At 51.1% G+C, this 14,082-nt stretch carries 12 protein-coding genes, 2 tRNA genes and 1 rRNA gene; all 15 read right to left on the minus strand.

Annotated features, from left to right (window positions below; all coding sequences use genetic code 11):
* A 16S ribosomal RNA gene (locus tag FN001_RS17555) occupies positions 1-103 on the minus strand; the annotation flags it as partial.
* A gap of 277 nt (positions 104-380) precedes the next feature.
* Positions 381-469: transfer RNA gene (locus tag FN001_RS17560), tRNA-Ser, on the minus strand.
* Between the two features lie 86 nt (positions 470-555).
* A tRNA-Ser gene (locus FN001_RS17565) sits at positions 556-641 on the minus strand.
* 156 nt (positions 642-797) lie between these two features.
* Positions 798-1,013 (minus strand): hypothetical protein, encoded by a 216-nt coding sequence (locus FN001_RS17570; RefSeq protein ID WP_142412722.1) that lies wholly within the window; start codon positions 1,011-1,013, stop codon positions 798-800.
* A gap of 2 nt (positions 1,014-1,015) precedes the next feature.
* Positions 1,016-2,506 carry an AAA family ATPase gene (locus tag FN001_RS17575; protein ID WP_142412723.1) on the minus strand — a complete coding sequence of 497 codons (1,491 nt, stop codon included), beginning with the start codon at positions 2,504-2,506 and terminating at the stop codon, positions 1,016-1,018.
* Positions 2,493-3,227, minus strand: a complete 735-nt coding sequence (ispD, locus tag FN001_RS17580) for a 2-C-methyl-D-erythritol 4-phosphate cytidylyltransferase (protein WP_118299058.1) — start codon at positions 3,225-3,227, stop codon at positions 2,493-2,495. The genes FN001_RS17575 and ispD overlap by 14 nt, the downstream gene beginning before the upstream one ends.
* On the minus strand, positions 3,227-4,264 hold the full coding sequence (tsaD, locus tag FN001_RS17585; RefSeq protein ID WP_118299059.1) for a tRNA (adenosine(37)-N6)-threonylcarbamoyltransferase complex transferase subunit TsaD: 1,038 nt from the start codon (positions 4,262-4,264) through the stop codon (positions 3,227-3,229). Before tsaD ends, ispD begins: the two co-directional genes overlap by 1 nt.
* A gap of 3 nt (positions 4,265-4,267) precedes the next feature.
* The gene (locus FN001_RS17590; RefSeq protein ID WP_118322624.1) at positions 4,268-5,179 is read right to left on the minus strand and encodes a ribonuclease Z; all 912 of its coding nucleotides are present in this window, start codon (positions 5,177-5,179) and stop codon (positions 4,268-4,270) included.
* A 619-nt stretch (positions 5,180-5,798) separates the two neighbouring features.
* The gene (locus tag FN001_RS17595; protein ID WP_118299088.1) at positions 5,799-6,041 is read right to left on the minus strand and encodes a hypothetical protein; all 243 of its coding nucleotides are present in this window, start codon (positions 6,039-6,041) and stop codon (positions 5,799-5,801) included.
* 76 nt (positions 6,042-6,117) lie between these two features.
* A complete protein-coding gene (gene rimI / locus FN001_RS17600; protein WP_243122066.1) occupies positions 6,118-6,666 on the minus strand; it encodes a ribosomal protein S18-alanine N-acetyltransferase in 549 nt (182 codons plus the stop codon).
* 353 nt (positions 6,667-7,019) lie between these two features.
* Positions 7,020-10,133, minus strand: coding sequence for a glycosyltransferase (locus tag FN001_RS17605; RefSeq protein WP_142412724.1), 3,114 nt, complete (start codon positions 10,131-10,133; stop codon positions 7,020-7,022).
* On the minus strand, positions 10,130-10,990 hold the full coding sequence (locus tag FN001_RS17610; RefSeq protein ID WP_142412725.1) for a hypothetical protein: 861 nt from the start codon (positions 10,988-10,990) through the stop codon (positions 10,130-10,132). The genes FN001_RS17605 and FN001_RS17610 overlap by 4 nt, the downstream gene beginning before the upstream one ends.
* A gap of 92 nt (positions 10,991-11,082) precedes the next feature.
* The gene (locus FN001_RS17615) at positions 11,083-12,399 is read right to left on the minus strand and encodes an ABC transporter ATP-binding protein (RefSeq protein WP_142412726.1); all 1,317 of its coding nucleotides are present in this window, start codon (positions 12,397-12,399) and stop codon (positions 11,083-11,085) included.
* A 9-nt stretch (positions 12,400-12,408) separates the two neighbouring features.
* The gene (locus FN001_RS17620; RefSeq protein WP_485663125.1) at positions 12,409-13,194 is read right to left on the minus strand and encodes an ABC transporter permease; all 786 of its coding nucleotides are present in this window, start codon (positions 13,192-13,194) and stop codon (positions 12,409-12,411) included.
* 156 nt (positions 13,195-13,350) lie between these two features.
* Positions 13,351-13,926 (minus strand): dTDP-4-dehydrorhamnose 3,5-epimerase, encoded by a 576-nt coding sequence (rfbC, locus tag FN001_RS17625; RefSeq protein ID WP_015553895.1) that lies wholly within the window; start codon positions 13,924-13,926, stop codon positions 13,351-13,353.
* Between the last annotated feature and the right edge of the window lie 156 nt (positions 13,927-14,082).

Raw genomic sequence — 14,082 nt, forward strand, 5'->3', positions numbered from 1 at the left:
TAAGAATCCATCCGAAAACTTCATCTCATTTACCTCGTTCGACTTGCATGTGTTAGGCACGCCGCCAGCGTTCATCCTGAGCCAGGATCAAACTCTCATGTTAAAGTGTTTGTATCCAGGTTCAAAACTTAGCTTGGCTAATTTTAAACCGTTCTACTGTTTTGTTAGGTTTTGTTCTGAATGTTCTCATTCATGGTCTAAACCAAAAGACCATTTTTATAAGAATTTTCAGGGTTTTACATACTGTTCAGTTTTCAAGGAACTGTTTTTCGTTGTTTCTGCGTTTTAGAAGCAACTCATTTATTCTATCAAATCAGGTTCGATTTGTCAAGAACTTTTTTAACTTATTTTTCAAAGAAGTTTTCTTTGCAAGTTAAAAGCGCAGAAGGAGGGATTTGAACCCTCGCGCCGCTACTAACGACCTACTCCCTTTCCAGGGGAGCCCCTTCAACCACTTGGGTACTTCTGCATTGGTTGATTCACATCTTGTTTTCACAAGACTCATATTTAATTCTGCACCAGGAACTCATCTCTCTGGCTCCGCAGTACAGTTAGCGGAGAGAGTGGGATTCGAACCCACGCGCCCTTGCGGACAAACGGTTTTCAAGACCGCCTCGTTATGACCACTTCGATATCTCTCCAAAGCGCTCTCTCAAACGTGCTCATTAATAATAACCTACAATTGCATTTTTGTCAAGCATTTTTCCAAACTTTTTTTGTTTTTTGATTCTTTTTAAATTGTATACAAAATATGCCATTTTAATCCAAGCAAATATCAATATCTGGTATCTATTCTTTCATGCTTCCTTTCTCTGTTTTTCATCTTCGCAAACTTTTTTCAAAAATATTTTCAAAAAAGTTTGTTTTTCAAACCCGGCTTTGTCCGGGCTTCCTGTTTCCGCAAGCTTTCCCTTTTCTTTTCCTTCAGAAATGTTTCGCGGACATATCATTGCCCTCCACGCAATCCATCCTTTCCTGTCATAAAAGAATAAGGAGGCACCAGGCCTCCTCATTCTTATCCTAATAATTCCCGAACCATTTTCTTATCGAAAACTACTTTATTCACATGATTTACTTCGATCTGGTAAAGAGCGTTGGCTGCAATATGTTCTGCTGCCTGCTCCAGATTACGGATTCCCGATGTATCCGAATACCGGCTGATCACTTCATCCAGTGCCTCCGGAAGGATCTCACATTCTTCCTCTCTCATGCTCATCCGTTTCAATACCTTAGGAAGCGCAAATTTCGAGAAGATGATCTTCTTTTCCTCTTCCGTATAATCCGGAATATCGATCACTGCGAAACGTGACATTAACGGTGCGCTGATCTTTGAGCGGTCGTTGGCCGTCGCGATCGGGTAAACTCCACCCGTCGGGATCATGCACTCCATATAGTTATCCGTAAATCCAAGGTTATCCAGCAGCGTCAAAAGAACATCCGCCGGATTTCCGTTTCCTTTTCCAGACGCAGCCTTGTCGAGCTCGTTGATGATGAACACAAGATTCGACTGGCCAGACAGCGAAAATGCCTCCATGATGATTCCCGGCTTCGCATTTGCGTACACACGGGAGCTTCCTGTCAACTGCTCCGGGTCATTGATAGAACTCATGTCCAGAGTCGTCCACGGCAGTTTTAAGATCCTCGCTACCGCGTAAGCGATCTGGGATTTTCCCGTTCCCGCCGGTCCGATGAGAAGGATTCCGTAAGCCGGGAGCGTGTGGGTACGGTTAATCTGGATGATCGTCTCGATGATCCTCTGCTTTACCCGCTCCATTCCATACAGCTCCTCATCCAGAATCCGTCTCGCCTCTTCCGGATCGATGGCCTCAAAATAGTTGCTCTTCCACTGGATGTTCATCATGATGGACAGCGCTCTCTGGGCATGACGGCGCTCTTCCGGTGACACCTCATGGGAATTTGCCACCGCAAGGTTTCTTCTTGCCCACAGGCGGATATTATCCGGAAGTGTTCCTCCCGCACATGTCATGAAATCCGTGATGCTCTGAAGGCTGGTCAGCTTCATATCATCTCCATCCTCCGCTGCCTCTTCCTCCGACACTTCTTCTGCCGGGGCACTGCTCGCCTGGAGACGTCCGATCATATACTGCAAGAAGCCGTCTTCCGCAGAAAGCTTTGTTCCGCCGCCAAAGGCGATCTCCCTGATCTTGTACACTGCATATCCGTCCGCCTCATTGGAGCCGGAAAGACGCACGTTGATCTTGTTTTCTCCCAGCCATTTCAGCAGTTTCACAAAACGCGCGTCTATTTTTAAGATATCGGCGCTGTGTGTTCTGCCGTCTTCATCCTCAAATTCAAAGGCCGTCTCCCGTACCGGGTTCGTAAACACACCTTTGGAATGGTGCTCCCACTGTTTTTCCCGGTTGTCCAGGACCAGGATCGGATGTTCCGGAGTTGCCGTGGTCTCATTGGAACGAAATACCGTAAATGTGCATTTCGCGTTCTTTCTCTCTTCTTTTGCTTCCGCATTAAAATCAAAAACTGACATGGTTTTCTCCCTTGTACAGAAGTGCCTCCGCGATCACCATATCCTCCGGAGTCGTCACTTTAATATTAGAATAGCTGCCTTCCACGAATTTTACCTTTGTATCCGTCATCAGCTCTACCACCATCGCGTCGTCCGTGATATGGCTGCGGTCTGCCCCCGGTGCGAAGATCTTCTCATACGCACGATAGATCAGCTCAAACCGAAATGCCTGCGGGGTCTGGATCTGCCACAGGGTGCTGCGATCCGGGGTGCTCTCGGAAAATCCGTCCGCGTCCGCCACTTTGATCGTATCCTTTACCGGCATCGCTGCCACACAGGCAGAATAGCTGCAGGCGCCATCCACTGCGCGCGCAATGATCTCCCCGTCCACAAGCGGTCTCGCCCCGTCATGGATCAGGACGATCCCGTCTTCCGGGAATCCTGCTGCCTTCAAAGCGCAGAGACCGTTCCAGACAGAGTCATACCGCTCTTTTCCGCCCGGCACGACCTGTTTCACGCTGGAAAACCCATAGGTCTCCACGATATCCTTCCTGCAGAATTCCACCTCGTCCGCCCCGGTCACCAGGATGATCGTATCCATTCCGCTCATCTCAAACGCACGCAGGGCATGGACCAGCACCGGCTCTCCGTTTAAGAGCAGATACTGTTTCGCCACCTTGCTGTGCATCCGTTTTCCATGACCGGCCGCCAGAACGATCGCAGCCTTTTTTACCTGTTCCATTACCGTTCTCCCAGTTTCAGGTTCGGAACCGCATTCAGATCCCAGCCTGCGCGCACTCCGTTGATGTATTCATAATATCCGGCCGCGCCGATCATCGCCGCATTGTCGGTACAGAAGATCGGTGACGGATAGTAAAACTCGATCCCGGCTTTCTCACATGCCGCTTTCATTCCGGCACGGAGGGCAGAGTTCGATGCGACACCTCCCGCGATCGCAAGCTTCTTATAGCCAAATTCCTTTGTCGCAGCGATCGCGCGGCTCACAAGAACATCCACCACTGCGTTCTGGAACGAAGCACAGAGATCCGGGACATTGATCGTCTCGCCCTTCATCTCCGCCTGGTTGATATAGTTTAAAACAGCGGATTTCATACCGCTGAAGCTGAAATCATACTGGGATCCGCCAACCTTCGCACGCGGGAACTCCATGGCATGCGGATTTCCCTCTTTTGCCGCCTTGTCAACCTTCGGTCCGCCCGGATATCCGAGTCCGACCGCGCGGGCAACCTTATCGAAAGCCTCTCCGGCCGCGTCATCCATCGTGCGTCCGATGATCTCAAACTCGCCGTAATCCTTTACGATCACAAGGTGGGTATGTCCGCCAGACACGATCTCGCAGACAAACGGCGGCTCCAGATCCGGATGCTCGATAAAGTTCGCGGAAACATGTCCCTCGATGTGATGGACCGGAACCAGCGGCTTCTTTGCTGCATAAGCGATCGCCTTCGCAGCCGCAACTCCGACAAGAAGAGCACCCACAAGACCCGGACCGTAAGTCACCGCGATCGCCGTGATCTCGTCCAGAGTCATATGCGCCTCATCAAGGGCAGCCTGAACCACCTGGTTTACCTTCTCAATATGCTTTCTCGATGCGATCTCCGGCACAACGCCGCCATAGAGCGTGTGGAGCGCGATCTGGGATGAGATCACGTTGGACAGCACCTCACGTCCGTTTTTTACAACAGAAGCAGCTGTCTCGTCACAGGAGCTCTCGATTGCAAGTATATATACGTCTTCTTCAACACTGTGTATCTTCATTTTCTAATCCTCATCAAATCCAAGTTCTGCAGACCAGCCATCGCGGGCGGTCTTGATCTTCGGGAAAATCTCCCTGATCTCATTCAAATATTCCTCCGGATGCATCAACGACGGGCTGTAATGCGTCAGCCACATCTCCCTCGGATTCGCTTCCTTTCCGAGCTTCGCTGCCTCCTGGAACATCATGTGCTTATTCTCCCGCGCATTCGCGATCTTCTCCTTCTCGCCGTACATACCCTCACAGATAAAAAGATCATTATCCGCAGCATATTCCGCGATCGCCGGGACCGGGCGCGTGTCAGTCGTGTAAGTCACAGAAATCCCGCGGCGCTTCTCGCCCAACACCATATCCGGCGTCAGGGTCCGTCCCTCATGCTCGATCGTCTCGCCCTTCTGGAGTCTGCTCCAGAACTTCTGCGGGATCTCCTGCGCTCTCGCCCGCTCCACATCAAACTTGCCGTTCCTCGGGATCGTGATACGGTAGCCGTAGCAGGTAACACGGTGATTCACACGAAACGCATCGACCACATACGGCCCCGCCTGGAACTTCTCCCTCGGCTCCGTGAGCTCCTTAAACACAAGCGGAAACGGAAGCTCCGGGGCGATCGTCCGGAGCGCGCCGACAACCCGCTCCAGCCCCTTCGGGCCCACAAGAAGCACCGGCTCCGTCCGCTCCGCATTTCCCATCGTCAAAAGAAAACCCGGAAGACCACTGATATGGTCCGCATGATAATGCGTAAAACAGATCACGTCCACCGGTTTCGGACTCCATCCCTTTTCCTTCAAAGCAATCTGGGTCCCCTCGCCGCAGTCAATCAACAGATTACTGCCGTCACAGCGCGCCATCATAGACGTCAGCCAACGATACGGCAGCGGCTGCATGCCCCCGGTCCCCAGTAAACAGATATCTAACATGTAATTTCCTCTGCATTCTATCATAATGGCGGGGTCAAAAAAACTTTTGTCCCCTTTGATACTAAATTTATCAAGTCTGCACGTATCATACCATAAAGCGCCAGTCATATGCAAGAGATGCAGCCCTTATTCCTCAGGAAAGAAGCCATCGAAAAACACCTTATACTCCCATCAATGTGCCCGCGCGAGCGCCCATCTGCATTTCCTCAGCGATGCGCCCCGCGCGAGCGCCCATCTGCATTCCCTCAGCGATGCGCCCCGCGCGAGCACCCATCTGCATTCCCTCAGCGATGCGCCCCGCGCGAGCACCCATCTGCATTCCCTCAGCGATGCGCCCCGCGCGAGCACCCATCTGCAATACACAGCGGTGAGCTTCCGATCAGGAGTGCATTGATCCGGAGATCTGGTTCCACTTGGCTCGCGGACGGATGCGTTGGAGGATAGGGGACACTTGTCTGAGCGCAGCGAGTTGTGTCCCCTGTCCTCCGCCCTTAGCAGCCATCCGCAAGCTTAGTGGAACCATCCCCGCATCCCCAGCACTCCTGAGTGGAAGCTCACCGCGTACCCCCCGCCAACAAAAAAAGGCAGGCAACCTCTCCAGCCGCCCGCCTTGATCCTTTTACAGCATCTCGATTTCCTCCTCCACCTCCACCGCAACCCGGAACTCCCCCGTCACCTCATCATAGCACTCCTCACACAGATCAAAATGGTGAACCTCCCCATCCTTCTCCGAAAAGAAATCCCATGCATGATCCGACGAAAACACACCTTCCCGCACGATCCCATTCCTCACTGCCAACTTCCTTCCGCACCTGTTGCAGATCACGCTCTCCAACCGACCGTCTTTTCCGTATTTTCTCATATTTCTCTTTTCCTCCGCCTTCATCATCCCCGGTTCCCCCGGAGTCCCCTACAGTATAGCGGAAAAAATCATGATTTTAAGTGGGAATCGATGGAACCGGCCGTCTCCACATGATGAGCGCGTCCTCCACCGGATCATGATAATAATTCTTCCGAACAGCCTCCGCCTGAAAACCATAGAATTTATAAAGGTTTATCGCAGGCGTGTTCCCGGCACGCACCTCCAGAGTCAAATCCGGTGCCTCCTTCTCCCTTGAAGAGATTTCCAGACGATCCATGAGTTTCTTTGACTCCCCATGTCCCCTGTATTCCGGAAGCACAGCGATCCTCATAAGCTCCCCTTCCCCTGCGAGAAACCGGAAATTCGCATACCCGATCACGGAATTCTTCTCGTCCGCAAGCACCCAGGCCTCGTCCCACTCGCTCTCCAGCATATCGGAGAGAAGCTTCTCCGACCATGCATCGGAAAAACAAGTCTGTTCGATCCGTTCCACCGACGGAAGATCATCCGCAGTCATCGCACGAAGAATCGTCTCCGCCTTTCCCGCGGACTTCGCCTCATCGCTACTATCCTTTGTATATTTGTTGTAATTATTAGAATTTTCATGAATATTGTTTATTTCCACTATATTCTCCTTTTTTGCTGCATTGCATCCATTCCCAATGATCGGTCCATCTGCATCCCGCCCAGATCGCTTCGCCGGAAAATTTCTCTGCATATACAGACTGCCGGGAACGAAAGTCCCGGCAGAATCGTATGATGCAATATTCGATTCATGAATAAACGTAACTGTTCAGTACCCTCACACCTACAAGAGCCTCCCCACGGAGCTTCCCTTCAGATGTATGGCAAGTTACGAGCAAAAATGCATTCCGAATCGGCTTTGCCGATGGGATTTTTTCCTTCCTATCCATGTTTTTCAGAATTGTTAATGCAGAAATCGTGAAACACTTCCACATTCGTGCGATCAGAAAACTCTTACCGTTTCTTCTCCGGCGTAAAATCTCCTTCAATGACCTTCCACGCCGCCTCGACACTGAAATACTCACGAATATACTTCTGCGTCTCCTCGCACATTCTGCGACACTCCGCCGGATCCTGGTACATCTTGACAACCTCATCGGCAAACGCCTCCGGTCCGTCAGCGACCTTCATGACGCGTTCCGCCTCCGGGATTCCCTCGGAACCGATGGAAGTAGTGACGATGGCCGATCCATTATAGACCGCCTCGACAACCTTTCCCTTGACTCCAGCACCGTAACGCAGCGGAACCACAACGATCCGGGATGTCGCATAGAGAGATGCAAGCTCTTCCTCTGTGACGAAGCCCTTGACGATGATGCCGCTTCCCGGCTGCTCAAGCGCCTTGATCTCATCCGTCACCTTGGATCCGACAACATAGAAGTTCACATCAAGCTTCTGTCTGATCAGCGGGAAGATCTCCTTTGCGAACCAGAGAACCGCATCCGCGTTCGGCGGATGCGCGAATCCACCGACAAACAGCAGTCCTTCCCTCTTTTCGAAGTCCTTGTCGATATTCTCCAGGAACTTCTCGTAGACATAGGCAGTGATCGCACGGATCTTGTACTCCGGATGGATCGCATGGATTGCTTCTTCCTCCACGTAAGACGGATAGTAGGATACCGCCGCCTTCTCCATCAGGGAGAACTCGATGGATTTCCAGTAATCGGACTCCCGCTTTTTCTGGATATCGCCGGTGAGCTCATACTCCCGGTATTCTCTTAAGAAATGCAGGTCATGTCCGTAGTAGATCACCTTGATATTGGTGTTCTTCTTGATAAAGTCAATATATTTGATCGCGATATGCGGACGGTTCAGGTACGCAAAATCGATCTCGTCCTTATTCTTTGTCAGCCAGTCCCAGATTCCCGCCTGGTATCCCGGTCCGTATAAGATCTCCACGCCCATCTGCTGGAGTGTCGTCGAGTACGGCTCCTCGTGAAGGAAGTTGTCTCCGAGGAATTTCACGGAATATCCCATCTTCACGAACATTTTCAGGTACTGATAGGTCGTCTTGGAACCTGCATCCTTGTCAAACGTCGGGACATAATGGTCCACAACAAGGATCACCGGCTTCTTCTGGCTTCTCTCACGGGCACGGAACGGGTTCGGATTGCCTGTGTTGACAGACTGCTTTTTGAACTCCTCCGCCCACTTCTCTTTTAATTTTCTGCTGTTCTCCACCTGGTAGCGCTTCAGACCGGTTCCGTTGACATCGGTACCGTTGGAGACGCCCTCAAAGTGGATGACCTTCGATAACGGCTGGTAGACCACGCGGTATCCGGCTTTTCTCACCTCAAAAGCAAGATCGGAGTCCTCACAGTATGCCGGTGCAAACAGCTCATCAAAGCCACCGATCTGCTTCCAGAGATCCGTCGAGAGCAGGATCGCCGCGCCGGAGATGTAGTCCACATCCTTCACGTAGTTGTACTCCGGTTTCTCCGGATCATCGAGACGGCCATAATTCCAGCCGGAACCATCGCTCCAGATAATTCCTCCAGCTTCCTGAAGGCGTCCGTCCGGGTACACGAGCTTGGAACCGACCATTCCGATCGTCGGATCCGACTCGATCAGGTTCACAAGGGAGGAAAGCCAGCCCGGTGTTACCTGGGTGTCATTGTTTAAGAACATGACATACTTGCCGCGGGCCGCCTTCGCAGCCTGGTTGCAGTTTCTTAAAAATCCCTGGTTTGTCTTGTTTCTGCAGATCACGAGATTCTCCGCGTACAGGGAGAGTTCCTTTGTCGCATCCGTGGACACGTCATCCGCAATGATGATCTCGTAAGTCACATCCTTCGTGTTCTCCAGGATCGAGAGCAGGCAGGCATATGTGTAGTGGATCTGGTTGTAGACCGGGATCACGATGGAAACGGTCGGATGCTCCACATAGTCAAAATGCAGCTTTCCGTGTTCCAGGTAACCGGCGCCGATCTTGAAATCTCCACGGATCCTGTTTCGTCCGTCCTTCGTGAAATACAGCTTTCCGTATTTTCCCGGATGGAAGACGGTATTCTTGAAATATCCTGCGATCTTTCTCTTTCTCGTGCCCTTCGGCATGACTTTATCCACAGCGTGATGGCATTTCCGGAGAATTTTCCACATGATCGCCTCATGTTTCGACAGATACTGCAGGTCTCCCGCCATTCTCGCATTCTCGCTTCTGAGACTTGTGATGATGTTCTCAAGATTCGTCACATGATTGTTGGTGAGGCGCTGGACCTCCTGCTGTTTCATGATCGTGACATCTTTCTCGGAGATCTCCTGCTTTAAATTCTCACACCAGTCTTTTACCTTGTAGAGCTCGCTCTCACGGTCTAAAAGGAACTCGACCGTCTTTGTCGGCTGCTCATACTGCTTCATGTAACCGAAGGAACCGGCATCATGGACATAGGACTGGAACGCCTTTTCCATTCCGTCAAAAACAGCCTGCTCTTCCGCTGTAATCCCAAAATGCGCGTATAGGTCCTCTTCTTTAACGTTCAGCACCTTCTCATAACGTCTGTAGAAATATAAGAGATTGCGGTATTTTAAGAATTTCTCCGGGATCGGGAAGTCAAATACCCACTCGTAGTCGATCCCGTAGATACAGTTCTCATTTTCCGGGACCATAAGGTTCTCGAAGAGTCCGTCCACGTTGGACACGGAAACCGCCTGATCGCTGATCTCCGGGACTTTCCCGAATACCGCCTCAAATTCCGGCGTTGCCTCAAATTTCTTCTCGTCAGGGTCTTCCGGGAACAGGACGTTCATCACCTTCTCAAGTTCCTGATACGGAACTTCCCCCATGACGATCGCCTCGCCCAAGGCGTCCCCTACGGTCTTACCGTTTAAGTACTGGAAAGAAACCGTCTTCTGATCCTTTTTCCACTCCGGTTTTAAAAAGCGGACGGCCGGATTCAGATCGCGGATCTTCTCATATTTTTCCCCGAATGAGCGGATATGCGCCTCACCGGCTTTCGTGAGAGCTGTCTTCTCGACAGTGAGAACTCCGTCCTCCCTCACGATCTCCGTCTTCAGCTGGAACTGCTCCGCTCTGGTCCGATTGTATTTTACAAATAAAATCTGTCTCATGCCTTCCCCTTTTCCCACATGCCAAGGAATGAGTTGGAAAACTTCGTAAAGTCCCCATTTCTGCATGCGTTCGCCATGGCTTTCTCCTCGTTTCCGAACCAGAGTCCAGGTCCGTCGAGACGGGCGGAGATGTTTGTCACATCACCGGTCTGCGGGAGATAGTCGTCGGAGTAGATGGTTGCCGGGTAACGGTAATCCGGGACCGGATAGTAGAGCATTGTCCTTCCGCCGAACGCTTCGTTCAGTGACTCAAACAGTCCCCGGAATTCCACCTCCAGGAATGCGTGCTCAAACGGTTCCGCTCCCATAAAGTAGCGGACTCCGGACTCATTCTCCGCTGCCGCTAAAAGCTTTCCGCCCGGCCGCACAAGCGCCGCTGCGCGGGCAAGCAGATCTGCTGCCGCGTTTTTCTCCGTCCCGGAGAGCATGGACGGCAGGATCACGTAGTCGAAGCCATCCCGGTAGCGGGCAGCAAGCTCTTCCTCTGAGCGCTCTTTTCCCTTATATTCTTTCCAGCCGGAGAACTCCGCTCCGGCACTTTGCAGTTCCCCGCGTATCAGACAGAGATTTTCCTTCTCCCCGTGTCTTCTGCGGTTCACCTCCAGATTCTCATCCCGCGGATCGAGAACGACCACCTCACCGGCGCGCTCCGAAAAGAGCCCGGTGCAGGAACCGTAGTCGGATCCGACCTGGAGAATCCGGTCATTTTTTTTCATTTCCAGCCACTCGAAAAGATTTTCCCTTAACGGAGAAAATGCGTAGAGACACCACGGGCTTGTTTCTCCCCGCAGTGCCGCCTCCGCATCTCCTTTATACTTTTCGAGCAGGTCAAGAAGTTCATAACTGTAATCCTTCATCTTTTTCTCCCGCTATGTGTCACAGACATTTTTCCCCGGATCCTGCCGGTCTTTTCAGACAGATCCTGCTGTCAAAATGCCATGTTCTGGTCTTATGCTTTTGTCAGCGATGTCTCCACTTCCGATTCCATGTCATACACACCGACCGTATTCTTATTGGAGATCACCGTAAGGTTTGCAATATTGTACAGACGGTGGTATACCACATGTTCCTCACCCTCAAAGCCTGTACAGCTCATGGAGAGAAGATACTCGCCGCCCTGCAGTGTCATCTTCTGGGTAAAGGAAACATCGTAGACATCGCCGTCTCCCACCGGTTTGATGTCACAGCCCTCATACATGGTGTTCGTTCCGGTGAGATCCGTTCCCTTCTTGTCACGAATCGTATAGGTAAAGATCGGACACTTGATCGGCGCATGGAAGCGGATTCGCTCCCTGATCGTGAACATCTCTCCCTTTAGCAGGAGATTTGTGAGGTTTCCTCTCGCGTCAAAAAGCCCCAGATCAAAGATCTCTGCCCGTCCGTCTCCGTACTCGGTTCGGTCAGTGTTGATGGTGATCTTATCCTTCATGAGGGATCCATCGGAATGGGCTTTCTCAGCCTTCACGTTCTTTTCTTCGCCCAGCATACCGCCGGAATAGTCGCTCTCCAGCTCTTCCTTTAAGGAATCCAGCTGGTTTGCCAGGATCTTCTTATAGAGATCCACCATATGGCCCGGCTCACCTTCCGCGATGAACTCGCCCTTGTTTAAGAGAACGACCTTATCGCAGTATTTGATGATACTGCCCATATCGTGGGTCACCATGAGGATCGTGGTTCCCCTCTGCTTGATCTCCTCCATCTTCCGGTAACACTTTGCCTGAAAGAATACGTCTCCGACGGACAGGGCCTCATCGACGATCAGGATCTCCGGTTCCACGTTAATATTTAAGGCAAACGCGAGGCGGACGAACATACCGCTGGAGTAGGTCTTCACCGGCTGATAGACAAAATCGCCGATATCCGCGAAATCCAGGATATCCTGCAGCTTCTCATCCATCTCCTTCCGGGAATAGCCCATCATCGTGCCGTTCATATAGATATTTTCGATTCCGGTGTAGTCCATGTTGAAGCCGGCACCAAGCTCCAGAAGTGCGGAGATCTTTCCCTCCACGTCCACCTGGCCTGTGGTCGGTGTGAGGACACCGGTGATGATCTTTAAGATCGTTGATTTTCCGGAACCGTTCGTTCCGATAATGCCCACGGTCTGACCCTTTTCTACATTGAAGGAGAGACCATTTAAGGCATAGAAATCCTTGTGATAGCTTTTATGTGTCGGGCTTAAGGACTCTTTCAGTCGATCGATCGGCTTGTCGTAGAGTCTGTACACCTTCGTCACGTCTTTTACTGTAATCGCATTGGCAGACATGGTTTCCTCCTACAATACATCTGAGAAATGCGGACGGAGCCGCTTGAATACTTTGAGTCCCACTAACATGGTGATCAGGGTCACTGCCCAGAAATACACGGTCAGTGTCGGACGCATGAAGAACCAGTCTCCCGTCAGCATGCTGTCACGGTATCCCGCCGCGATATAATAAAACGGGTTCAGTTTCAGGATCATCGGAGCCATCGTCAAGCCCTTATCTAAGAATAACTGTTCACTGTACATGATCGGGGTCAGCCACATGCCGAACTGCAGGCAGATGCTGACGATCTGTGCCATATCCTTAAAGAATACCTGGATCGCACTCGTAAGGTACGTGAGCGCCAAAGCGTACATGGATGTGGCAAAGGAGTAATAAATGATCTGGATCCAGGAAAGTTCCGGTTTTTTGCCGCTGATCAGGAACACGAAGAACATGATCAGGACGAAAAACACATGCACAAACAGGCAGGAGATCAGCTTGATCACCGGCAGGATCTCCACCTTGAATACTACTTTTTTTACCAGATAATTGTACTCCTGAAGGCATCCCGTTCCGCAGTTCAGGGCTTCAGAGAAGAAGAACCACGGGGCGATGCCCGGAATCAGCCACTGGACGTATGAGGCGTTCGGTACCGGCGGCGCACTCTTAAATCCGATCGGACCGAAGATGAGCCAGTAGATCAGGACGGTGACGATGGGCTGGATGAACATCCAGACAACGCCAAAATAGGAGCCGACAAAACGTTTTCTGAAATCTGCCTTGGAAAGCTCCCAGATCAGTTTTCTTTTTGCCACCAGCTCCTTCAGTAATGAAGTCAAATAATTCACGCTTTTACAACCTTTCTATTGATGCAGTTCCTGGCAGCGCCCTATGTCGCTAAATGCGGAAAGATGCTTACGCAAACAAGTTTGCGACACATCTTGCCGCATTTGGCGCCGCACTGCTAATTACTAACGATCAAACTTGAAGATCTCTTTGAATCCCGGCCATTTCTGGTCTTTCTCCGAGATGATGAGCTGCATATCCGGCGTGATCGGCCACTTTACGCCGATGGTCTCATCGTTCCATGCAAGTCCGCCCTCGTCACCCGGATGATAGAAATCGGTGCACTTGTAAGCAAACTCTGCCTCATCGGAGAGAACGACAAAGCCGTGGGCAAAGCCTTCCGGAATATAAAACTGTTTCTTATTCTCCGCAGAAAGCTCAACGCCGAACCACTTGCCGTATGTCTTAGAGTGTGTTCTTAAGTCAACCGCTACATCGAACACGGTTCCGCGTACCGCACGGACAAGCTTGCCCTGCGGGAACTGTTTCTGGAAGTGAAGGCCGCGGAGTACACCCTTTACGGACATCGACTGGTTATCCTGTACGAATACCATATTGAGTCCTGCCTCTTTAAAATCATTCTGGTTGTATGTCTCCATAAAATATCCGCGCTCGTCGTTGAATACGGTCGGCTCGATCACATGAAGGCCTTCGATTACCATTCCATCTGTTTCACAGGAAGAAACTTTGATCTTTCCCATAGTCTTTTACCTCACCTTTTTATAATTTTACGGCTGTGTTTGTTTTCTCTTTCGGCATATGTCCGTTTCATTTCCGGAGTAAACACACATGCTTTTTCGGATCAGCCGCTGTATTTCCGCCATTTTTCGGCATTTCCGCACTACATCATACCACCC

Source organism: Clostridium sp. Marseille-P7770 (assembly GCF_902143525.1).
Classification (GTDB): domain Bacteria; phylum Bacillota; class Clostridia; order Lachnospirales; family Lachnospiraceae; genus Pilosibacter.